Genomic DNA, 19,917 nt, shown 5'->3' on the forward strand with positions numbered 1-19,917 from the left:
AGAACTGCTGCCCTCGCCGGGGTTGCATGGAGCAGCCCGGCGGTCTGTTGCAGGTCTCCCGTTCGCGCCACGCCCCGCGCCGGCACGACAGCGCGCGTCATGGGAGGCCATGGCCCTTCAGGGCGGGCCCCCCAGGGGTGCGGTGGGCGCTGCCTGCGACCAGTGGCGGCGCCCGGATGATGCAGAAACCGCCGAGCGAAGCCCTCGGGTCAGACTCCCCCGATGCCCCGGGCATCCCTGCCGCCGCTGCTCCAGGCCCTGCTGCTGGTGAGCGGCCTGGTGCCGTCCGCCGTCCGGGCCCAGGCGATGCAGGCCACGGTGGTGTCGATCGGCGATGGCGACACGATCCGCGTGCGCGACGCCGGCCGACTGGTGACGGTGCGGCTGGCCTGCATCGATGCCCCCGAGATAGCCCAAGCGCCCTATGGGGCCCAGGCCCGCCGCTACCTCCAGATCCGCCTGCCGATCGGCAGCCGTGTGCGGCTGATCCCCCAGAGCACCGACCGCTACGGCCGCACCGTGGCCGAGGTGATCGGCGAGGTGAACCTGAACCTGGCCCTGGTGGAGGACGGGCTGGCCTTTGCCTACCGGCGCTACCTGGCCAGCTGCGAAGCCAACGAGTATCTGGATGCCGAGTACCGGGCCAGCCGACACCGGTACGGGGTGTGGCAGGTGCCCGGCGGCATCACCCGGCCCTGGGACTTCCGACGGCGCTGAAACGCAACCCAATCCTCGGGCTTGCAGGAGCTTGGATCGATAGCGCCTCACTCCAGCGCCGGGTCCTGCTCAGCCGGGAGCGCAGCCGCCAGGCGATCGGCCAGCGCCAGGCAATGATCCATCTCCTGCCAGAGCAGTTCACGGCGCTGGTCGGTGACGGCAAACGAGCGGTGGTGCAGGTCGCGGCCGAGGTAGCGCAGGGCAGCACAGATGCGCTGCCAGTCGTCTGGGCTGAGCTCGCCAGGGTTGATGGTCATGCCCTTGATCCTGCTCCAGGCACGATCCCGACTCCAATGGTGGCGGCGCTCCCTGGACCATCGGCGACGGCCACACCGGCCCAGCAGTCGTGGCCGGCCTGGATCATCCCCAGATCCCCAGGGGCTGGTGGTCAGCACCTGTCGTCGGCGGCTCTTCCGACATCCAGTCCTGGCAGGTGGTGAGCCAGAGGATCTCCGGGTCGCTGAGGTCATAGCCCGCTCCCCGCACCGTCTCGGCCAGCGGCACAGGGTCAGCGTTCAGGCCAAGGAGGCGTTGCTGCCAGGCGGGATCGGCACGCACCACCGCAATGAAGGCATCGAGCTGCGCCTGCGACATCGAGCTGCGGTCGTGGAACCTTCCCCCTGGTGTAGGCCCAGCGGCGCGGGGCGGCCACGACCGGGTCAGGGCCCCGCCGCCACCGGACTGAGGCTGGAGGGCCAGCGGCCGCTCAGCTCACCACCACGTTGGTGACGCGGCCCAGCCGGCTGGCACGCTGCAGCGCCTGATTCAGCCGTGCCAGGGGAACGCGCATCACGTACTCGCCGCTGCGGACGACCTGCTGATTCACCACGCCCGTGACGGTGATCGTGGCGGTGCGGCTCTCGGAAGCGCCATAGCCCGAGCTTCCCAGCCGTGCCGACTCCCGCTGGGTGTGGGCAGGGGTGTTGCGGGCGCCGGGCGCATGGAAATCGCCGTATAGGCCCTCCTGCTCGGAGAGCACCGCGCGGAATGGTCCATCGGTGCTGATGAAGCGGTAAATGTCCGTGGCATTGCCGCCGCCGTAACCCACCGAGACAGCCGGCAGGGCCCCGGGGACGGCCACCGCCCGGTTCTGGTGCAGGAAGCGATTGAGCGCCGACTGATTCCCGCTGCCGCTGCCTTTCACCGAGGCCGAAGCGCCACGGGCCAACTGCATCAGCCAGGAGAACTGGCGGCCCTCATGACCGACCGAGTATCCCCAGCCATGGATGTAGGGCACCACATCGCTGCCGAATCGATCCACATACTCGGCACTGTCGACGTAGGAGTCGATCTCCGCGTCGTAGCCCTGCTCCTGCAGGATCGTGAAGTGGTGCAGCATCTCCTCCCGGTTGTGGGGAGCCCGGCCGAGCAGGTGCTTGTGGTTCAGTTCAATGAAGCGGTAGGCATTGCAATTCTCAAAGAACTTGCCGCGATAGAGATTGCTTTTCGCGACGGTGCGCACAAACTCACGAACCGTGAGGTAGCCGTTGCGAAAGAGCGATTCAGCCCCGCCGAGGCGCTCACTGGCCATCAAGTACTGCTGGCCCAGCAACTGCTGATAGACAGCACGGATGAGCGTGTCCTGGTCACTCGGAGACCCCGTTGACCAGCTCTCTTTATCCCGATCGTTGGCGTAGCGATCAATCCCGAGTTCGGCAGCGCGGAGAAGGCTCATGGGAAACAGGCAGGGGGAGCAGCAGGCACGCATCACCCACTCACGGCGTTCGCCAGCGCGGGACACCATCGGCAGGCCACCACAAGCAACCCGCCCCAATCCACCAGCTCGACAGAGGTAGGCCGCTGGCGTTTTGGATGAATTCGCGATACCTAGGGGAGGATGGTACTCAGCTTCCACCAAGCAGAGAGCGAACGTTGCAAAAACCCTGGAAGCCGAACGTTCCTTAACCGATCAGCTCGCCAACCACTTGATTCTTTAGATTCGCCCTTAACGAACACCCTCAAATAGGGTGCCTGCGATTAACCCTACCGCTATTCGTCCAGAGGAAACCGGACCCCTGGCAGGCCCCAGCGCCGGCCCCTGGGGCGCTACGCCTGATGCTCTTAGGCCAGGGATTCCGAGCGCTGCACCGCGGCATCAAAGCCACTCAGGCGCACGTAGAGCCAGGAGAGGGCGGTGCAGTTGAGCAGGTCAAAGCAGAGGGTGAGGCCCTGAAAGCCCAGGATTCCCGTCGAGATCCAGACCACCAGCCGGCGAGAGTCCATGGTGCGTGGCAGCGGCGACCCCAGAGGGTTCCGGGCCGGCTTCGCCGCAGCCCCAGGGCCCCAACGCCTCGGGAGCCGTCTTGGTGCTTACCGTTGATCTAAACCACAGGGCTTGGTGATGGACACCGCGCGTCTGTTCCAGTCAGGCCGCAGCCAGGCGGTGCGGTTGCCCAGGGAGTACCGCTTCAGCGGCAGCGACGTGGCCGTGAAGCGCTTCGGCAATGGCGTGCTGCTGTTGCCGATCGATGACCCCTGGCAGACCCTGGAGGCGGGGCTGGCCGCCTTCGAGCCGGACTTTGTGATCGAGCGCGAGCAACCGCAGTAGCCATAACGGGATGCGCGCGACCTGCGATCCGGCTCGACACGATGATCGCGGCCCATGCCCTGAGTCAGCAGGCGACCTTGATCACCAACAACACCCGCGAATTCGCCAGGGTGCCCGGCCTGCAGCTGGACAACTGGGTGCCCGCCACCTGAGGCGACTGGAGCGTTCGAGCGGGCGCCACCCGGAACCCTTCCAGGCCTCCGCTTCCGCTCCCAGTGACCCTCACCCCCGACGGCTGGCAACTGCTCAGACGCTGGGAGGGCTGCCGCCTGGCGGCCTATCCCGATCCCGCCAGTGGCGGTGAACCCTGGACCATCGGCTACGGCCACACCGGTCCAGACGTCGTGCACGGCCTGGTGATCAGCCAGCAGCAGGCGGAGGCATGGCTGGAGGCCGATGCCGCGGAGGCGGGTGCTGCGGTGGATCGACTCCTGACGGGCTGAAGACTCACCCCCCGGCAGCGGGAGGCGCTGGTGAGCTTCTGCTTCAACGTGGGGGCCGGCGCCCTGGAGGGCTCCACCCTGCGGCGACGGCTGCTGGCCGGGGAACCCACCTCAATCTGGGGCGGTCCGGCACCGACAGCTGGGCTACGTCGATGCCCTGGTGATGGTGCAGAGCCTGGTGAAGGGGCCACCGAACCCATGAACGCGCCTCCTCGCAACGAACCCTGATGCCAAGTCAGCGACTGCCGCCCCGTCGGCTGAGCCGTGGCTGACTGCAGGCATCAGGTTGGTGGCAGGACCGGGGCCGTGAGCAGCTGAGCCATCGCTTCAGGCGACACCCCCACCTGCCGGGCGATCAGCAGCACCAGCTGCTCCAGCCGGTCGAGGCGCTGCTCGAGGGCCTGCAACTCCACGCTGGCGACTGCCTTGGCAGCCGCGGCACCACCTTTGCTGGCCTTGATGGCCTTGGACGGCAGGGCGCTGCGCAGGGGCGGGCCATCGGGGTGGCTGAACAGCAGGTCGATCAGTTGATCCTTGGTTCTGCCGCTCAGTCCACTGAGAGACCGCTGCCTGCAGAAACTGAGCAGCAACGGCTTCGTCTGGGCTTTCAGCTCCTCCCGGCTGGCCGGGGCATCCCCCTCCAACAGGGCAGATGGGGGGCTGGGGGCCGGCCTGGTGTCGCCGAGCTCCTCCTCCAGTCCGCGGTAGAGCCGCGCGTCGGACTGGGCCAGATCCCGCAACGTGGCCCGCAGCGTGTCAGTGAGTTGTCCCATCGGCCTTGACCTCCTGGGCTTGCTGGGCCGCTGCGCTGTCCACGGTCTCCACGGTGGCGGGCGGCGACGCTTCCGGCTGGTTCACAGGGCCACCATGTCCATTGCCTCCCAGACTCAGCGGGGGCAGTTCCTTGGTCTTCTCGATGAACTCCTGGCGCTTCTGATCCAGCTGCACCACCCGCTCCTTGGTCTGGGTCCAGCGGTTGATGAAGCGAATCACCGCCTGAACCAGGCCACCAAGAAAGGAACCACCTTGATAGGACTTTCGGCCGAGCTTGTAACGGCCGAACTCATTCACAATGTCATCACCCGCATCTTCGAGATCTCCGGCGATCGCAGTGACGATTTCCAGCATCTGGTAGATATCCGCGCGAACGCTTGCTTCCCTGGCGGCGAGATCCAGCAAGTTCTGCCTGAGGATGGCGGTTTCATCACGCGCCTTGATGGAGCGACTGCGATACTGACCACGGCTGATCATGAGGCTCTTGTAGCAGGTGCGCAGCTCGCGATAGGCGCTGTTGAGCCTGTCGCGATCCAGAGGCTCAGGATCAGGCGGGAAATCCGAAGTCGGGGGCAGGACAACCATGCGGGCTCTGATTCAGGGTTAATCCTGCCTCCTGCTGGAGCCAGTAGCGCCTCGGATCCCGCTACAGGCCTATGCAGTATTTGCATACTCCTTGTCTGATGCCCAGGAAACGCAGGGCTCCAGGGCGAGCCGTCACAGGCTGAGCGGATCCCAGAAGGTTCACAGAGCCTGACAGGGCCTGAACCATGGGAGCCCGGCGCACCTGCACAGCAGGCCTTGGCCTGGCGGCACAACGGAGGTGGACTGCTCTTTCGCACGAGAACTGAGACAAGAACCCTTCGAGCCGCTGAAGCTTTGGGACGTCACCCACAACCCCCTCTCCCCATGCCCCAGATCGACCTGGTCCTGGCCGCTGAACTGCTGGTGGTCCTGCTGCTCATGGCCACGATGGACTGTCCCTCACCCCGGGCAAAGGCAGCGGAGCCGCCCCAGGAGACGCCAGTCCCTCCTGTGCGGTGGGCAGCGGAGACCGACCTCCACGCCCAGCGCATCCTGCGCCTCGAGAAGCGCCGTGGGGCTCCAGCTCCCCAGCCCTGAGGGCGTGGGATGGTGGCCGTCTTTAGGATCGGGGCTGGCGCTGAGCAGGTGGAGGGCGCAGGCATGTTCGCTGGTGGAACCCAGAAGGACCTGTTCGACTACTGGTATGAGCAGGTTCAGCTCAAGAACCTGAAGCGGATTGGCGCGCAGGAGCACGTCACCACCCAGGAGCTGCGCCATGAGTGCACCAATTACGACCAACTTCGGCAGCTGCCGCTGGTGCAGAAGCTCGATGACCTGGATCGCTGCCGTGTCATCACGATCATCAAGTATCAGTGCACCGCCAAGGTGCTGCAGCGGCGCACCGGCCTGCTGAGGGAGTTCGCCAGCCTCTGTGAACAGAACGCCCTGCAACAACACCAGGAGCGTTCACGGCTGGGGGCGCTGCTGCAGAAGCTCAAGGAGGTGCTGCGGGGGAAGCAGGTCGAGGTCGACCGTCTGACCGCGCGCCTTCAGGCCCTGGAAGCTGAGAACGCCGCCCTGCGGGCCGAGCAGCAGCAATCGAAGGCGGAGCTGCAAGTGCAGAAGGAGCTGGAAGCTTTGCAGCGGGCCTTCGAGGCTGAAGTGGAGCGCCGCAAGCAACTGGCCAAGAACAATCAGAGCCTGGGGGGCCGGGTGGCCCACTCCAACCGCTACCGGCGGGAGCGCGACGAGCTGCGGGAAGCCCTCAGGATCGAACAGCAGATCAGCCAGGCGCTGCGGCAGGAACTGCAACAGCTGCGCGGCGGCGAGCAGCTGGGCCTCGGCCTGGCGGAGTGAGCACCATGGCGCGCCAGGCCCGATCCAAGCGGCAACAGAACCCGACGCTGGCCGACCTGAAGCGCCAGGTCCTCGCCTTGGCCCAGGTGTCGAGCACCCAGGAGCTCAAGCGAACCAGCGTGGATCTGCGCCATCTCGATTTCCGGCTCAAGGCCAGCTGGCACTCGGCCCTGGCGGTGCTGCAGCAGGCTGCGGCGGCCTATCCCGACTGGGACTCCAATCCACCGGAGGAGTTCAAAGAGCTGTTCGCCGAGATCGATCAGGCGGCTGCGGCCTATGAGGCCTCGATCGATCAGGGGCTCAAGCTCAGTGGCCAGCTGCGTGAGGCCGCCGACGATCTGGAGGCCCTCTCCGGTGAGCTGCAGCAGGAGGCCGAGGAGTTGACAGCGATCGAGCAGGCCTCCCGCAAGCAGCGACGGGCGCGCTCGCTCAACTGACCGGGAACCAACCCTTGGTCGCCACACCACCGCCAATGCGGCAATGGCGCAACGGTTGAGCCGACAAGCGCTGACGGTTTTGACGCTTTGACTTAGGCTCAACCCATGACTGCGATCAGCCCCAGCCTCTTCAGTGATGTGACCGCCGCCCTCCGTGCGGCCGGTCGCACCGACCTGGTTGAGCGGCTGGCCGCGAGTGCCAACCCTGCTCCGCTCACCAGCAAGCAAGCCGCCACCGTGCTCGGGGTGGCGTCAGCCAACACCGTCAAGAACTGGCTGGAGGGCGGCTGGTTCCCTGGCGCCTTCCAGACGCCCGGTGGGCACTGGCGCTTCCCGGTGGAAGACGTCGAAGCTGTGCGGTTGCGCCTTGAAGGCTTGCGTGATCGCAACAGCCGCAGGGATCTGACGCCTGTCGAGTGCGACGACGAGACGGCCGAGCCACCGCTGTCTTGATGCAGCTTCAGGTGAGAAACTTGCGCATCGTGAGCATGGGGTCCCCATCATCCCTTTGGGATGGACCAGCTGGGTCTGCAACAAAGCCAACCTTCTTGTAGAAGCAGATTGCACGGTCGTTCGTCGAACGGACCCACAGGCTCAGACCAACACAGCTCGCCTTTGATCTCGCCCTCTCCTCAAGGTCGGCCATGATCGATGCAGCGTAGGTCTGATCCGGAGCCAGAGCATTCAGCTGTTCTTGAAAGGCCTGATCGACGCCAAGCATCGAGATCACCAGAACCTTGGCTTTCGAGATGCTCGCGTCATCAGGATGGGGCTGATTGCGGAAGCTGACGGCGGAGTACCCCACAACCGGCCCACCCTCCGAAACCCTGACGACGTAAGTGGTGAGCGACCCACCCTTGCTCTGCTCGGCAAACCAGGCGCGGCTACGGAAGTAGTGATCAACCCGTTCGTGGCCACTGCAGAAGAGGTCCAGGAAGGAATCATCCGGCACAGCCAGCTCAACGAAGATTCCCCGCACCATGGCCCACCGCCCCCATGTCACTCAGTATAGCGAGGGATTCTTTTTATCTCCCTGATTGTGCCCTGGCTTGCCGATGCGATGCCTGCCGACATCGTTGACCGATGTTGCCGGTATTCACTGAATCGTTGACCTCATCAATGGTGGGGTCTCCTGCTCCCAGGCTTTGGCGATCGAGCCGTCGAGTCGCGTCAGCAGCGCTGCGACGCTCTCAGCGCGGCTCAAAGCTGCAGCAGCGCGGCAGCCCCGGAATCCTCAAGATCAGCCAGCAGGGCCTTGGTCTGCTGCGGCGTCAGCGAGAACAAGGTCTGATCCAGGAGCACGTCCAGCACCCGCTTCCTTCACTCTCAGGACAACGTAGTGCGCCCGTTCAGACCGGCTGATACACCCCGAGAGCCGCCTCCAGCTTCTGCCGGTGCTCCTCCCGCAGCGCCGCCGGGCTCTCGATCCGGACGCCGGCCCCGAAGCCGAACAGCCAGTTGCGCAGGTCGATATCGCGCTCCACGGTCCAGGGGGGCAGGTCGAGTTCCACCGGGTAGGGGTGGGTGTCTGAGGGGCTGCCGGGCTCCAGCACGTGGGGGGCGTTGGGGTGGTGCCACCAGTGCTCGCCCGGTAGCGGTTTGGAGAAGCGAGTGTGCTCGATCGGGTAGCGCTGCAGGCCCTCGCGGATGAAGGCAAAGCACCAGCCCTGGCAGCAGAAGCGCAGCGTCAGCAGCTGCCTGGCCCGGTTGCGGGCGTTGGGGCTGGCCAGGCGCAGCTGAGCCGCCAGGTCGTGGCCGAAGTAGATGCCACCGCTGTGGTGCAGCAGCAGCTCTAGGCGCCGCAGGGCCTGGGCGTGGTCGTCGTCGCTGCGGCGATAGCCCCGTTCGCTGCGGCGCAGGGCCAGGCGGTCGATGCGCTCGCTGCGGATCAGACCCACGCCGGTGCCGATCGCGTCCTCCTCGTAGACGAGGTACCAGCCGATGTTGTGAAAGAGCAGCTGCAGGGGCCACACGCGGAAGGCGCCGCTGGGACTGTCGGCGAAGGAGCCCACCGACACGTAGCGCTCCAGCTCCACGCGGCGCCGTTCCACGATCGCCGTCTCCAGGGCTTCTGCCTGGCGCTCAGCCGCCAGGGAATCGGGACGCACCAGGGCGCTGCTCACGATCGAGCGGTTCGCAAAGGCCCGCACCGGCGGCGAGCCATCCACCGCGATGCCGCCCCACTGGAGCCGTTGCTCCAGTTCGGCCAGCAGATCCTGAGCCGTTGGATCGGCAAGGCGTCCGGCGGCCTGGCTCACCACCCCGTGGATCTCCCGCAGCCGGTTCGCCGAGAGCAGGGCCGTGCCGAGGGCATAGCCATGGCGCACGTTGTCGTTGGGCCGGCGGAAGCCGTAGGGGGTGAGCAGCTTCTCGAGGTCCTTGCGCAGGGTGGCCGACTCCCCGGGCAGATAGGCACCGGGGATCGCTTCCGTCTGGGCGATCAGGTGCTCCGGCAGAGGCGTGCCGGCCTCGCGATCGAAGGGTTGCTGCAGCAGGTGGCGCAACAGGGTGAACACCCGCTGGAACACCGGCCCGTCGCCTAGGGGCGGAAAGCCACCGTTCACGCCGCCCAGCCACTGATCGGTCTGCTCCAGGGACCGGGGCGCTGGCGGCTGGATCGGCCCCAGCGCGGGCTCTGCCGTGCAGAAGCCGTTGGCTTCCAGCCAGGCCAGATCGGCTCGCAGTGCAGAGGCATCGCCGTAGCACTCGCCATGGAGCCGACGCAGGTAGGCCGCCGCCTGATCGGCCAGGTCCCCCTCCGGCAGGGGCGACACGATGGCTTCCAGCTCAGCGCGGGTGGCGGGATCGGCGGCGGAGAGTTCGGGGTAGGTGCTCAGCAGGCGCAGCAGGTAGAGGAGCCGCTCCAGATCCAGCAGCCGCGAGTAGCCATGGAGCTCAAAACGCCGCTCACGGTTGCGGCCGGAGCGAATACGGCGGTCCAGCCGGGCCAGGTCATCGCGCAGCAGCGGTTCGAGCTCGCGCTGGTGGGTGGGCACCACCGGCACCAGGACCGCCAACCCCTCGGAGCGGGAGGGTCCGAAGTCCGGATCCGCCAGGGCCGCTGCCATCTCGCGGATCACCGGTTCGGGCACCAGGCGCTGGCGGGTCTGGTTCCACTGCAGGCAGGTGGCCAGGGAGGTGTAGAGCCACCAGCCGATCCACTCCACCGGCGCCGGCAGCGCCAGGGCCTGGGTGATCGCCAGCCGCCAGGGCCGGCGGGCGTGGGTGGCATCCACGATCACCGGAATGCCGGCCGCCACCGACTCGCGGATGCGCTGATGCAGCCGGTCCTCGATCTCGCGCCAGGGTCCCTGCACGGCGGTGTCGCCGAACAGCTCACCGCGCACCACATCGGTGGAGAGCACCACGGCACCGGTGAGGCCGGCGAGCACCCCGGCGAGGGTGGTCTTGCCGCTGGCGGGCGGGCCGATCAGCAGGTGGCAGCGCAGGGGCTGGGTCGGGGAACTGGGCATCCGGGCAGCCTGGCCGCAGGGGCGCCCTCACGCAACCCTCTCCTGCGAAGAAGCACACCTTCCAGCAGGTGTGGACTGGCTTCAGCCGAAGTCCGTTGCTCTTTCGCAGGAGAACCAGGCTCAACTCTGCTCAAGAGCCAGAGGCTTCCAGCAGCGCCCCCGAGATCCCCCTTGGTCCTCTCCACAGAAGCGGTGCCCCGCCCGGCGCACCGTTACCGCCTGCCGGCCCTGCTGCAGGACATCCGCCTGCTGGATCTGCTCGAGCTGAGTGGCACCACCCAGGAGGCCGCGCGGCTGGCCTGCCTCAGCCAGCCCACCGTGAGCCGCCGCACCCGACTGTTGACCAACGACTTCGCCCTTGAGGTGAACCGTCGCCGGCGGGAGGGCTGCTGCTACGGCACCTCCCCCGTGATGCAGCTGTTGCGGTTGGGTTGCCGCGCCCATCGTCTGGCCTCCGGTGTGGCGCGGCTGGGAACGGATGTGCTGCTGCAGCCGCTGATGGAGGACTGCCATTGGTTGCTCCCCTCCCCGGCGCGGTTCCGGTCCGTCGCCAGCTGGCTGGAGCTGGTGCGGCAGGGCGTGATCGATGGCGCGCTGGTGTCGGGCCTGGAGTTCCCAGGAGACGCGCCGCCGCAGGCGGAGGACCTGGAGCTGCTGCCCCTGGGTGAGCTGCCCTTTGGGCTGGTCATGGCCCCTGGCCCGACACTCCCCGCCAGGCCCCAACCCACCGTGCTGGTGCCCAATCGGGCGGTGGCCCAGGGGCTGCATCGGGCGCTGCAACAGCGGGGCCTGCCGCTCAAGACCGCCGGCAACACCTGCCACACCCCAGCTCAATGGCGGCAGCGCCTGGAGTGTTCGGACTGGGCGATGGCGTTCCCCCAGCTGGAGCCGGACCACTGGTGGGAGGGGTTGAGACGACTACCGCTGCCCACACCACTGCACATACCCCTCTGGCTGGTGCTGCCGGCGGGTTGGCGGCAGCAGGGAGTGTTGGCCCACACCGTGGACCAGCTCTGCACCCACCCAGGACTGACTGCCAGGGAGGGGGCATGAACCAAGTGACAGCGGCCTCAGCCCAGACCAGTGGGCCCAAGTTATGCAAAACGCGCATAGCCGCGGCAGATCAAGATCAATCCCTGCGGCCTGTGGTTCCCAGGAACGCCCACAAGGCCCAGACTGCCGCAAGAAGCCCATCCGCTCCCCTGATGCAAGCCCAAGCGATCCTTGCGCTGGAGGGGTGCAGCTGATGGACGTCTTCTCCTTCCGCGACCGGGTCGTTGAGGACTACGGCCAGTTCAGCCGCAGCTTCACCACGATCAAGGCTCACGACATCCGCGACTTCGTGGATGGCCGCTATGGCGATGAGGAGTACTGGCCCTCACCGTTGATCCAGCTCAACCCCAGCTTTGTGAGCGGAGGAGGCATCGGCGACCTGGTGGAGCAGGGCCTGCTGCACCCGGAGTGCCGTCAGATCTTTCGCTGGGGCAAGGAGAGCGGTGAGGGCCAGGAGCTGCAGTTGCACCTCCACCAGCTGGAGTCGTTGAAGATCGTGCTCGCCGGTGGCTGCGTGGTGATCACCACCGGCACCAGCTCGGGCAAGTCAATCGGCTACATCCTGCCGATGGTGCAACGCATCATCGAGGCCAAGCAGGCAGGGGATACCAAGAAGCGGATTCGGGCGATCGTGATCTACCCGATGAACGCCCTCTGCAACAGCCAGTTCAAGGAACTGGAGAAGTACCTGTGCCTGGGCTACCCCAAGGGGTCGGAGCAAGTCACCTTTGCCCGCTACACCGGCCAGGAGAGCAAGGAAGAGCGCGAACAGATCCAGACGAATCCGCCTGACATCCTGCTCACGAACTACGTGATGCTGGAGTACATCCTCACCCGCCAGAACCCCCTGGATCAGCAGGTGATCAAGGCGGCCCAGGGGCTGGAGTTCCTGGTGCTCGATGAGCTCCACACCTACCGGGGCCGTCAGGGAGCTGATGTGGCGATGCTGGTGCGCCGGGTCCGGCAGCGGCTGTCTCCAGACAACCAACTGATCTGCATCGGCACCTCGGCCACGATGGCCAGCGAGGGCAATGCCGAGGAACGCAACGCCCTGGTGGCCTCGGTGGCGAGCAAGTTGTTCGGCACCACCATTCCGGCCGCCAATGTGGTGACCGAAACCCTGGAGCGGGTCACGCATGGTGATCTGCCCAGTGCCCAGGAGCTGCGGCAGGCCCTTGCCGCTGAAGTCCCCACGGGGAATGTGGAGAGCCTGCGCCGCCACCCCCTGGCCCGCTGGGTGGAGCTGCGGCTGGGCCTACGCCGGGAGGACGACCGGGCCGACGGCAAATGGGTGCGCTCCAATCCGCGGGCGTTCCGGGAAGCTGCCGAAGAGCTCGCCCAGCTGAGTGGGGTGGATCTGCTGCGGGCACGCGATCGGCTGCGGGAGTTCCTGTTGGCCGCCTATCAGGTGGAGGTGGCGCCGAATAGGCGCTTCTTTGCCTTCCGCCTGCACCAGTTCGTCTCTGCGGGAGGAGACATCTACTGCACCCTGGAGGAGCCGGGATCCCGCCACCCCACGCTCAAAGGGCAGATCTACCGACCCGGCAGCGATCGCCAGGCCTTGCTGTTCCCGCTGGTGTTCTGCCGCAGCTGCGGCCAGGAGTTCCATCCGGTGTGGGCCCACCTGCAGAGCAAGTACCCAGTGCGACTGGAGCCCCGCGATTTCGGTGATCAGGCCAGCCTGAAGGACAAGCAGGTGGTGCACGGCTACTTCATGCCCGATGCAGCCGGGGCCTATTCCACCGATGAGCCGGAGAAAGCCAACTACCCCGACGGCTGGTTGGAGCCAGGCAAGGACGGTGATCTGGTGTTGCGCCAGCACTACCGCCAGGCGGCCCCGGTGCCCTGTCGCTTCCGTCCGGATGGTCTGGTCAGCACCGAGGGGCTGGCCGGTTGGTTGCTCGCCGGCAGCTTCCGCTTCTGCCCCAGCTGCGGAGTTGAGCACAGCGCACGGGGCAGCGACTTCCGCAAGCTGGTGGGCCTGAGTTCTGAGGGCCGCAGCTCCGCCACCACCACCTTGAGCCTGTCGGTGCTGCGGCAGCTGCTCAATTTCCCTGCGAAGGAGCTGCCCGATAACGCCCGCAAGCTGCTGGCCTTCAGCGACAACCGCCAGGACGCCTCACTCCAGGCCGGCCATTTCAACGACTTCATGCGGGTGCTGCAGCTGAGGGCAGGGTTGGTGGCCGCGCTGCAGGCCCAGCCGGATCGGGAGCTGAGCATGGAAACCCTGGCCCTGGAAACCGAACAAGCGCTCAGGCTCGACGCCGACGATTTCATCGCGCAGAAGGGCATCGTGCCGGCGGCGGAGGGCAAATTCCGCAAAGCCCTGCGCGAGGTGCTGGAGTACCGCCTGGTGGTGGACCTGCGCCGGGGCTGGCGCTTGACCAACCCCAACCTGGAGCAGCTGCAGTTGCTGGAGGTCGACTACGCCGACCTGGTGGTCTGCGTGGAAGACCAGGCCCAGTGGGCCGATCAGCACCCCCTGCTGGCGCAGTGCTCAGCCGTTGAGCGCTATCTGATCTGCCACCGCCTCCTGGAAGAGCTGCGCGAGCGGTTGGCGATCGAAACCACTGTGTTGTTTGCCGAGGAGTTTGAGCGCCGCCGCCGGGCCTCCTCGGAGCTGGAGGAGGTGTGGGCGATCGGCGCCGATGAGAAGGGCGAACTGGCCCGCAGCGTGGTGTTTGAAACGGTGCCGCGCGACGCCCGGGGGCGGGAGTTTCGCGGCCTGGAGGGGTTGTCACTGCGTGGTGAATTCGGGCGCTGGCTCAAGGCGCGGGAGCGCTGGCTATCGCTGGAGGGGCTGCACGCCGGCCTGAAGTGGGATGAGACGCTCTACAAGGAGATCACCACTGGGTTGGTCACGGTGCTGGGGCGGTACCACCTGGTGAAACAGGTGGATCTACGCCTCAGCCGGCGCGGCAGCGGCGACAGCAAGAGCGGTTGGCGGCTCAGCAGCAGTGCCCTGCGCTGGGCCCTGGGCGAGCGGGATGGAGAGCCCCAGGACGAGTACCACGCAGCACTGCTGAAGCAACGCCAGGGCTCGGGTCGTCGCGGGCCGGTGAACGACTACTTCCGCACCCTCTACAACGATCTGGCCACCACCTTGAGTGAGCAGGGCCGGCCGTTCCTGCAGACCTTGCTGGCCCGTGAGCACACCGCCCAGGTGGATGCGCTGGAGCGGGAGAAACGGGAGGAGGCGTTCCGCGAAGCGCAGCTGCGGCTGCTCTACTGCTCGCCAACGATGGAGCTGGGGGTGGACATCTCCTCGCTCAACACGGTGTACATGCGCAATGTGCCGCCGACGCCAGCGAATTACGCCCAGCGCAGCGGCCGGGCAGGGCGCAGCGGCCAGCCGGCCCTGGTGCTCAGCTACTGCGGTGCCACCTCACCCCACGACCAGTACTTCTTCTCCGCCCCGACCCGCATGGTGTCGGGTGCGGTGAGTGCGCCCACGCTGGAGCTGGCCAATGAGGAGCTGCTGATCGCTCACTTCCGCGCCCTGTGGCTCGCCGCCACGGGCAAGGCACTCCCCAGCAAGGTGAAGGAGCTGGTGGGGCTCGACTCGGAGCTCAAGCCCGTGGCGGGCGAGATCGCGGAAGCCCTCGACAACCCCAAAGCGCGGGACCAGGCGCTGAAGGCCTGCCAGGCCATCGTGGATGACCTCAAGCGCCACAACTGGCTCGGGGCCACACCGCCGCCCTGGCTCACCGAGAGCTGGCTGGAGGGATTGATCAACAGCACGGCTCGGGATTTCGATCGCTCCCTGGGCCGCTGGCGCGGCCTGCTCGATGCGGTCACCAGCCAGCTGGTGCAGGCTGGCAAGGACATGATCAATTACGCCCTGCCGGAGCGGGAGAAGAAGAACGCCGAGCAGCGCCAGCGGGCGGCCTTGCTGCAGCGGGATCTGCTGCTGGCGGAGCGCAGCGGACCCCAGGGCACCAACGGCGACTTCACCACCTACCGCTACCTGGCCAGCGCGGGCTTCATGCCGGGCTACAACTTCCCGCGGCTGCCGCTGCTGGCCTTCATTCCCGGCAGCCGTGAGCAGGTGAATGGCGGCACCTACATCAGCCGGCCGCGGTTTGTGGGCATCAGCGAGTTCGGCCCCCATTCGCTGATCTATCACGAGGGCAACACCTACAAGGTGCGCGGCGCGATCCTCAACCTGCAGGAGCAGGCCAGCACCACCACCAAAACCCTGGCCACCCGTAACGCCATCATCTGCGGCACTTGCGGCCATGCCCACCTGGGTGAGGAGGCGAAACAGGAGCTCTGCTCTCACTGCGGCGCAGCTCTCAAGAAATATCCCGATGGCAAGGCGATAGAGATTCCCGCCCTGTATCAGATCGAGCAGGTCACCACGCGCCGAGCTGAGCGGATCACCTCCGACGATGAGGAACGCCAGCGGCTGGGCTATGAGCTGCTCACCACCTACGAGTTCCCCAAGGAGAACAACCAGGTGCGGGTGGCGGTGGCGGAGGTGAGCGTGGCGGGGCGGCCGCTGCTGGCGTTGAGCTACGGCGCTGCCACCCAGATCAGCCGCATCAACCTGGGCCGCCGCCGCCGCGAGAACCCGAACAACATCGGCTTCCCGATCCATCCCGTGAAGGGGCTCTGGGGCAAGGAGTCGGATCTGGTTGCCGGCGGCGATGAGGACGACGGCGAGTCGGAAGACGGCTACGTGAAGATCACGCCCTACGTGCAGGACCGCAAGAACGCCCTGCTGGTGCAGTTCCGCCAGGAGTGGACTGCCCGGGATCTGATCTCCGTGCGCTACGCCCTCAAGCGCGCCATCGAGGTGGCGTTCCAGCTCGATCCCAGCGAGCTCGCTGCCGAGTTGATGCCCAACGAGGCCAATGCCACCTCCCTGTTGATCTACGAGGCCGCCGAGGGTGGCGCTGGGGTGCTGAGCCGTCTGGTGGAGAGCCCCACGGCGATGCAACAGGTGGGAAGGCAAGCGCTGGAGCTGTGCCACTGGGGCTGGCAGGGGCTGATGCCCCAGCAGGCGATCGACCTCATCGACACCGACGAGGAATGCGAGGCCGGCTGCTACCGCTGCCTGCTCAGCTACAACAACCAGCGCGACCACGAGCAGATCGATCGGCGTCTGCCGTCGCTCAAGCAGTTCCTGCTGGATCTGGCCCGCGCTGATGTGGTGGCCCAGGGGGGGGCGTCTGGCCGCAGCGAGCGGCTGGATCAGCTGCTGGAGCTCTGCCAGAGCGGCCTGGAGCGCCTGTGGTTGCAGACGCTGCAGCAGCGCGGCTACCTTCTGCCGGACAAGGCCCAGTCGCCGGTGCCCGATCACTACGTGGTACCCGACTTCACCTACGTGGAGGCCGCTGCGCTGGTGTTTGTGGATGGGCCGCACCACAAGCAGCCGCTCCAGCAACAGCTCGATGAACGCAAGCGTTCGGCCCTCGATGCCGTCGGGTTGAACGTGGTGGTGTTCGGCGACGACCCGCGGCAGTGGGATGCGGTCTTTGCCGAGTACCGCTGGCTGTTCGGCGAAGGCCACAGCGAGGAAGGCAGCGGGGACATCGGCGCTCAGATCGCCGCCGTGTTTGCGCAGCACGCCGACAAGCTGGGTGGTGGGCAGGCGTCATGACCAGCACACCGCTCGCGCCAACGACGCCCACCACCCCCGGCTCGATCGTGCGCGCCCGCGGGCGGGAGTGGGTGGTGCTGCCCAACCCGGCACCGAACACCCTCAAGCTGCGGCCACTGGGTGGCGGCGACCAGCAGATCGCCACCCTGTTTCTGCCGCTGGAGGGACACGACGTGGCCCCGGCGACCTTTCCCTGGCCGGATGCCAGCCAGAGCGGCTCGCAGAGCTCGGCGCTGCTGATGCGCGATGCCCTGCTCCTGAAGCTCCGGGCCGGAGCCGGTCCGTTCCGCAGCCTCGGCAACCTCTCCCTGGAGCCGCGGGCCTACCAGCTGGTGCCGCTGCTCATGGCGCTCAAGCAACAGGTGACGCGATTGCTGATCGCCGATGAGGTGGGCTTGGGCAAAACGGTGGAGGCGCTCCTGATCGCGCGAGAGCTGCTCGATCGCGGCGAGATCCGCACGATCACCGTGATCTGCCCGCCCCACCTGTGTGAGAAGTGGCGCAGCGACATGGCCCAGCAGTTCCACCTGGCCGCTGAAGTGGTGCGGCCCGGCACGGTGGGGCGGCTGAGCAAGGATCTGCCGGTGGGGCACTCGCTGTTCGAGGCCTATCCCTTCACGGTGGTGAGCCTCGACACGATCAAGCGCGACGACTACCGCGATGGCTTCATCCGCGGTTGCGGCGACTTCGTGATCGTGGATGAAGCCCACACCTGCACCTCCGGCAAAGGGCGGGGGCGGCACCAGCGCTATGAGCTGCTGCGCGGCCTGGCGGCCCGGGCCGATCGCCATGTGGTGCTGCTCACCGCCACCCCCCACAGCGGCGACAGCGAGGGCTTCAATCACCTGCTGGGGCTGCTGGATCCGAAATTCTCGGAGCTGGGAACGATGGCCGATGGAGTGCGCCGCGATGCCCTGCGCGAAGAACTCGGCGCCCATTTCGTGCAGCGGCGACGCCAGGACATCCGGGCTGAGTGGGGCACGGACGGAGCCGATTTCCCCGATCGCGAAACCCGCGAGGCCACCTACGAGCTCACCGGCGCCTGGGGATCGCTGTTCCACGACGTGCTCGAGTACGCCCGCACCCTGGTGAAGCGCAGCGCCGGCCAGAGCCGGCTGCGGCAGCGGATGAGCTGGTGGGCGGCCCTGGCGTTGTTGCGCTGCATCAGCAGCAGTCCGGCGGCAGCGGCCGCATCGCTGCGCACCAAGCTGGCGGGCCTGGAGCAGGCGGGCCTCGACCAAGGCAACGGCCACGAGCTCAGTGAGGAGCAGCAGCTCAGCGAGCTGGAGGCCCTGGCCAGCCAGGGGGTGCTCGACGGGCTCGATGAGGCCATGAGTGAAGAGGAGGCCGCTCCGGGTGGCGACCTGGCCCTGGAGGCGGATCGCGCCCATCTGGAGGGATTGATCGAGGCAGCGGAGGGTCTGCGGGGCCCCGCCAAGGACCCCAAGCTCCGGCAGCTGGTGCGCCAGGTGCAGGAGCTGCTGGGTGAGGGCTACCGGCCGGTGATCTTCTGCCGCTTCCGCCCCACCGCCCACTACCTGGCGGAAGAACTCACCGCTGCCCTGCCCAAGCGCAGCACAATGATCCAGGCTGTGACTGGGGAGCTGCCGCCGGAGGAGCGGGTGGAGCGGATTGCGGCGCTGGAGGCTGAGGCCTTTGATCCGGAGAAACCGAAAACTCCGGTGCTGGTGGCCACGGATTGTCTGTCGGAGGGGATCGATCTGCAGCGCAGTTTCGATGCGGTGATCCACTACGACCTCTGCTGGAACCCCTCGCGCCATGAACAGCGCGAGGGCCGGGTGGATCGCTTCGGCCAGGCCCGCACCACAGTGCGGGCGCTGATGCTTCACGGGGCTTGCAAAGACCCGAAGCACCGCAACCCGGTGGATGAGCGGGTTCTGGCGGTGATCCTCAACAAGGAAAAGCTGATCCGCAAGGAGCTGGGCGTGAGCGTGCCGGTGCCCGGCGACATGAACTCGATCACCCAGGCGGTGCTCGCCGACGTGCTCGGCGAGTCCATCCAGCAACTGGGCCTGGATCTCGGCCTGGCGACACCGCCCGGAATGCCCGAGGTGCTGCCGCTGGTGGGCTGGGAGGCCACGCTCGATCAGCAGTGGCAAAGCGCCAAGGAGAACGCCAGGCGCACACAGACGATCTTTGCCCAGCAACGCCTCAAACCGGAGGAGGTGCTGCCGGAGTGGCAGCGCAGCAAGGAAGCCCTGGGCGATCACGCCGCGGTGGAGCGACTGCTGGTGGAGGCCTGCGCTCGGCTGCGGCTGCCGGCACCGGCGGCGGCCGGTGGCGCGTGGGAGTTCAACCTCGCCGAGATCCCGCAGGAGCGGCGGGCCCTGCGGGAACGGCTGGAGAGTCAGGGGCTGGAGGGGCGGCTGAGCCTCTCCACCACCACACCCTGCCGCGATGGCGCCCAGCTGCTCACGCGCTCCCATCCACTGGTGGTGGAGCTAGCGGAATTTGTGGCCGAGCGGGCCCTGAGTGGCACCGAACCGGAGCTGGCGGCCCGCAGCGCCGTGATCCGCACCAAGGGGGTGAGCGAGCGCACCACCCTGCTGCTGCTGCGCCTGCGCCACCAGATCAACCAGGAGCGCAGAACCGACGCGGGCTTTGAAGCGATGCCACCGCTTCTGGTGGAGGAGTGCCTCACCGTGCACTGCGCCGCCGATGGTCTGCGGGTGCTGCCGGAGGCCGAGGCCCTGGCCCTGCTGCAGCAGCCGGCCGTGGGCAACGTGCAGCCGGGTCAGCGCCAGATGGAGCTCGAGCGGGCGCTCAAGCAGTTGCCGGCCCTGGAGACCGACCTGCGCACCCTGGCGGTTGACCAGGCCGCCCAGGCGGAGGACGATCACCGCCGCGTGCGCCAGGCGGCCGTGGGCACGGGTGGGGCGCTGCGCATGCGCTTCCGCTGCGAGCCGAGCCTGCCGGTGGATGTGATCGGCCTGTTTGTGCTGTTGCCGGCACCGCAGCTGTAGCC

17 protein-coding genes and 1 pseudogene are annotated in these 19,917 nt (G+C 67.2%); 10 read left to right on the forward strand and 8 right to left on the reverse strand.

The features are described from left to right. The first annotated feature begins 222 nt into the window (after window positions 1–222). Complete coding sequence (locus tag ACLV7J_RS09180) at window positions 223–717, forward strand: thermonuclease family protein (RefSeq protein WP_411868801.1); 495 nt, start codon at window positions 223–225, stop codon at window positions 715–717. A gap of 47 nt (window positions 718–764) precedes the next feature. On the opposite strand, the gene ACLV7J_RS09185 is transcribed toward ACLV7J_RS09180, so the two are convergent. The 4 genes from ACLV7J_RS09185 to ACLV7J_RS09200 form a co-directional block, all read right to left on the reverse strand. Further along, a complete protein-coding gene (locus ACLV7J_RS09185) occupies window positions 765–974 on the reverse strand; it encodes a hypothetical protein (protein ID WP_411868802.1) in 210 nt (69 codons plus the stop codon). A gap of 103 nt (window positions 975–1,077) precedes the next feature. Beyond that, window positions 1,078–1,311, reverse strand: coding sequence for a Nif11 family protein (locus ACLV7J_RS09190; RefSeq protein WP_411868803.1), 234 nt, complete (start codon window positions 1,309–1,311; stop codon window positions 1,078–1,080). A gap of 112 nt (window positions 1,312–1,423) precedes the next feature. Further along, window positions 1,424–2,392 (reverse strand): phycobilisome rod-core linker polypeptide, encoded by a 969-nt coding sequence (locus tag ACLV7J_RS09195; RefSeq protein WP_411868804.1) that lies wholly within the window; start codon window positions 2,390–2,392, stop codon window positions 1,424–1,426. Between the two features lie 386 nt (window positions 2,393–2,778). Then, complete coding sequence (locus ACLV7J_RS09200) at window positions 2,779–2,940, reverse strand: hypothetical protein (protein WP_411868805.1); 162 nt, start codon at window positions 2,938–2,940, stop codon at window positions 2,779–2,781. Window positions 2,941–3,058: 118 nt separating this feature from the next. Here ACLV7J_RS09200 and ACLV7J_RS09205 point away from each other — a divergent pair, with 118 nt between their 5' ends. After that, window positions 3,059–3,265: an antitoxin gene (locus ACLV7J_RS09205; protein WP_411868806.1), complete on the forward strand. Its 207-nt coding sequence runs from the start codon at window positions 3,059–3,061 to the stop codon at window positions 3,263–3,265. 215 nt (window positions 3,266–3,480) lie between these two features. Next, a pseudogene (locus tag ACLV7J_RS09210) lies at window positions 3,481–3,936 on the forward strand (lysozyme). A gap of 53 nt (window positions 3,937–3,989) precedes the next feature. Here ACLV7J_RS09210 and ACLV7J_RS09215 read toward each other — a convergent pair. Next, complete coding sequence (locus ACLV7J_RS09215) at window positions 3,990–4,481, reverse strand: hypothetical protein (RefSeq protein WP_411868807.1); 492 nt, start codon at window positions 4,479–4,481, stop codon at window positions 3,990–3,992. After that, the gene (locus tag ACLV7J_RS09220) at window positions 4,465–5,067 is read right to left on the reverse strand and encodes a hypothetical protein (protein ID WP_411868808.1); all 603 of its coding nucleotides are present in this window, start codon (window positions 5,065–5,067) and stop codon (window positions 4,465–4,467) included. The genes ACLV7J_RS09215 and ACLV7J_RS09220 overlap by 17 nt, the downstream gene beginning before the upstream one ends. Before the next feature lie 324 nt (window positions 5,068–5,391). On the opposite strand from ACLV7J_RS09220, the gene ACLV7J_RS09225 reads away from it, so the two are divergent. The 4 genes from ACLV7J_RS09225 (at window position 5,392) to ACLV7J_RS09240 (ending at window position 7,253) form a co-directional block, all read left to right on the forward strand. Then, entirely contained in the window at window positions 5,392–5,604 is a 213-nt protein-coding gene (locus ACLV7J_RS09225) for a hypothetical protein (protein ID WP_411868809.1), read from the forward strand. A 63-nt stretch (window positions 5,605–5,667) separates the two neighbouring features. Beyond that, window positions 5,668–6,363, forward strand: a complete 696-nt coding sequence (locus ACLV7J_RS09230; RefSeq protein WP_411868810.1) for a hypothetical protein — start codon at window positions 5,668–5,670, stop codon at window positions 6,361–6,363. A 5-nt stretch (window positions 6,364–6,368) separates the two neighbouring features. Beyond that, complete coding sequence (locus tag ACLV7J_RS09235; RefSeq protein WP_411868811.1) at window positions 6,369–6,800, forward strand: hypothetical protein; 432 nt, start codon at window positions 6,369–6,371, stop codon at window positions 6,798–6,800. A gap of 105 nt (window positions 6,801–6,905) precedes the next feature. Next, complete coding sequence (locus tag ACLV7J_RS09240) at window positions 6,906–7,253, forward strand: helix-turn-helix domain-containing protein (protein ID WP_411868812.1); 348 nt, start codon at window positions 6,906–6,908, stop codon at window positions 7,251–7,253. 7 nt (window positions 7,254–7,260) lie between these two features. On the opposite strand, the gene ACLV7J_RS09245 is transcribed toward ACLV7J_RS09240, so the two are convergent. Together ACLV7J_RS09245 and ACLV7J_RS09250 are read right to left on the reverse strand one after the other, a co-directional pair. Further along, window positions 7,261–7,782, reverse strand: a complete 522-nt coding sequence (locus ACLV7J_RS09245; protein ID WP_411868813.1) for a GNAT family N-acetyltransferase — start codon at window positions 7,780–7,782, stop codon at window positions 7,261–7,263. A 367-nt stretch (window positions 7,783–8,149) separates the two neighbouring features. Next, complete coding sequence (locus ACLV7J_RS09250; protein WP_411868814.1) at window positions 8,150–10,273, reverse strand: AAA family ATPase; 2,124 nt, start codon at window positions 10,271–10,273, stop codon at window positions 8,150–8,152. A 171-nt stretch (window positions 10,274–10,444) separates the two neighbouring features. Here ACLV7J_RS09250 and ACLV7J_RS09255 point away from each other — a divergent pair, with 171 nt between their 5' ends. The 3 genes from ACLV7J_RS09255 to ACLV7J_RS09265 all read left to right on the forward strand — a co-directional run bounded on the left by ACLV7J_RS09255 (window position 10,445) and on the right by ACLV7J_RS09265 (window position 19,915). Further along, the gene (locus tag ACLV7J_RS09255) at window positions 10,445–11,326 is read left to right on the forward strand and encodes a hypothetical protein (RefSeq protein ID WP_411868815.1); all 882 of its coding nucleotides are present in this window, start codon (window positions 10,445–10,447) and stop codon (window positions 11,324–11,326) included. Window positions 11,327–11,519: 193 nt separating this feature from the next. Beyond that, window positions 11,520–16,931 carry a DEAD/DEAH box helicase gene (locus tag ACLV7J_RS09260; protein WP_411868816.1) on the forward strand — a complete coding sequence of 1,804 codons (5,412 nt, stop codon included), beginning with the start codon at window positions 11,520–11,522 and terminating at the stop codon, window positions 16,929–16,931. After that, window positions 16,928–19,915 (forward strand): helicase-related protein, encoded by a 2,988-nt coding sequence (locus tag ACLV7J_RS09265; protein ID WP_411868817.1) that lies wholly within the window; start codon window positions 16,928–16,930, stop codon window positions 19,913–19,915. Before ACLV7J_RS09260 ends, ACLV7J_RS09265 begins: the two co-directional genes overlap by 4 nt. The last annotated feature ends 2 nt before the right edge of the window (window positions 19,916–19,917 follow it).

It is taken from the genome of Vulcanococcus limneticus LL (genome assembly GCF_943369875.1).
GTDB classification, from domain to species: Bacteria; Cyanobacteriota; Cyanobacteriia; order PCC-6307; family Cyanobiaceae; genus Vulcanococcus; species Vulcanococcus limneticus_A.

Excerpts from the sequence above, each read along its gene's own strand:
- ACLV7J_RS09190 (WP_411868803.1), bottom strand. The coding sequence starts at position 1,311 with ATGTCGCAGGCGCAGCTCGATGCCTTCATTGCGGTGGTGCGTGCCGAT.
- ACLV7J_RS09245 (WP_411868813.1), bottom strand. The coding sequence starts at position 7,782 with ATGGTGCGGGGAATCTTCGTTGAGCTGGCTGTGCCGGATGATTCCTTC.
- ACLV7J_RS09240 (WP_411868812.1), top strand. The coding sequence starts at position 6,906 with ATGACTGCGATCAGCCCCAGCCTCTTCAGTGATGTGACCGCCGCCCTC.
- ACLV7J_RS09250 (WP_411868814.1), bottom strand. The coding sequence starts at position 10,273 with ATGCCCAGTTCCCCGACCCAGCCCCTGCGCTGCCACCTGCTGATCGGC.
- ACLV7J_RS09230 (WP_411868810.1), top strand. The coding sequence starts at position 5,668 with ATGTTCGCTGGTGGAACCCAGAAGGACCTGTTCGACTACTGGTATGAG.
- ACLV7J_RS09195 (WP_411868804.1), bottom strand. The coding sequence starts at position 2,392 with ATGAGCCTTCTCCGCGCTGCCGAACTCGGGATTGATCGCTACGCCAAC.
- ACLV7J_RS09265 (WP_411868817.1), top strand. The coding sequence starts at position 16,928 with ATGACCAGCACACCGCTCGCGCCAACGACGCCCACCACCCCCGGCTCG.
- ACLV7J_RS09180 (WP_411868801.1), top strand. The coding sequence starts at position 223 with ATGCCCCGGGCATCCCTGCCGCCGCTGCTCCAGGCCCTGCTGCTGGTG.
- ACLV7J_RS09215 (WP_411868807.1), bottom strand. The coding sequence starts at position 4,481 with ATGGGACAACTCACTGACACGCTGCGGGCCACGTTGCGGGATCTGGCC.
- ACLV7J_RS09260 (WP_411868816.1), top strand. The coding sequence starts at position 11,520 with ATGGACGTCTTCTCCTTCCGCGACCGGGTCGTTGAGGACTACGGCCAG.
- ACLV7J_RS09235 (WP_411868811.1), top strand. The coding sequence starts at position 6,369 with ATGGCGCGCCAGGCCCGATCCAAGCGGCAACAGAACCCGACGCTGGCC.
- ACLV7J_RS09200 (WP_411868805.1), bottom strand. The coding sequence starts at position 2,940 with ATGGACTCTCGCCGGCTGGTGGTCTGGATCTCGACGGGAATCCTGGGC.
- ACLV7J_RS09185 (WP_411868802.1), bottom strand. The coding sequence starts at position 974 with ATGACCATCAACCCTGGCGAGCTCAGCCCAGACGACTGGCAGCGCATC.
- ACLV7J_RS09205 (WP_411868806.1), top strand. The coding sequence starts at position 3,059 with ATGGACACCGCGCGTCTGTTCCAGTCAGGCCGCAGCCAGGCGGTGCGG.
- ACLV7J_RS09220 (WP_411868808.1), bottom strand. The coding sequence starts at position 5,067 with ATGGTTGTCCTGCCCCCGACTTCGGATTTCCCGCCTGATCCTGAGCCT.
- ACLV7J_RS09225 (WP_411868809.1), top strand. The coding sequence starts at position 5,392 with ATGCCCCAGATCGACCTGGTCCTGGCCGCTGAACTGCTGGTGGTCCTG.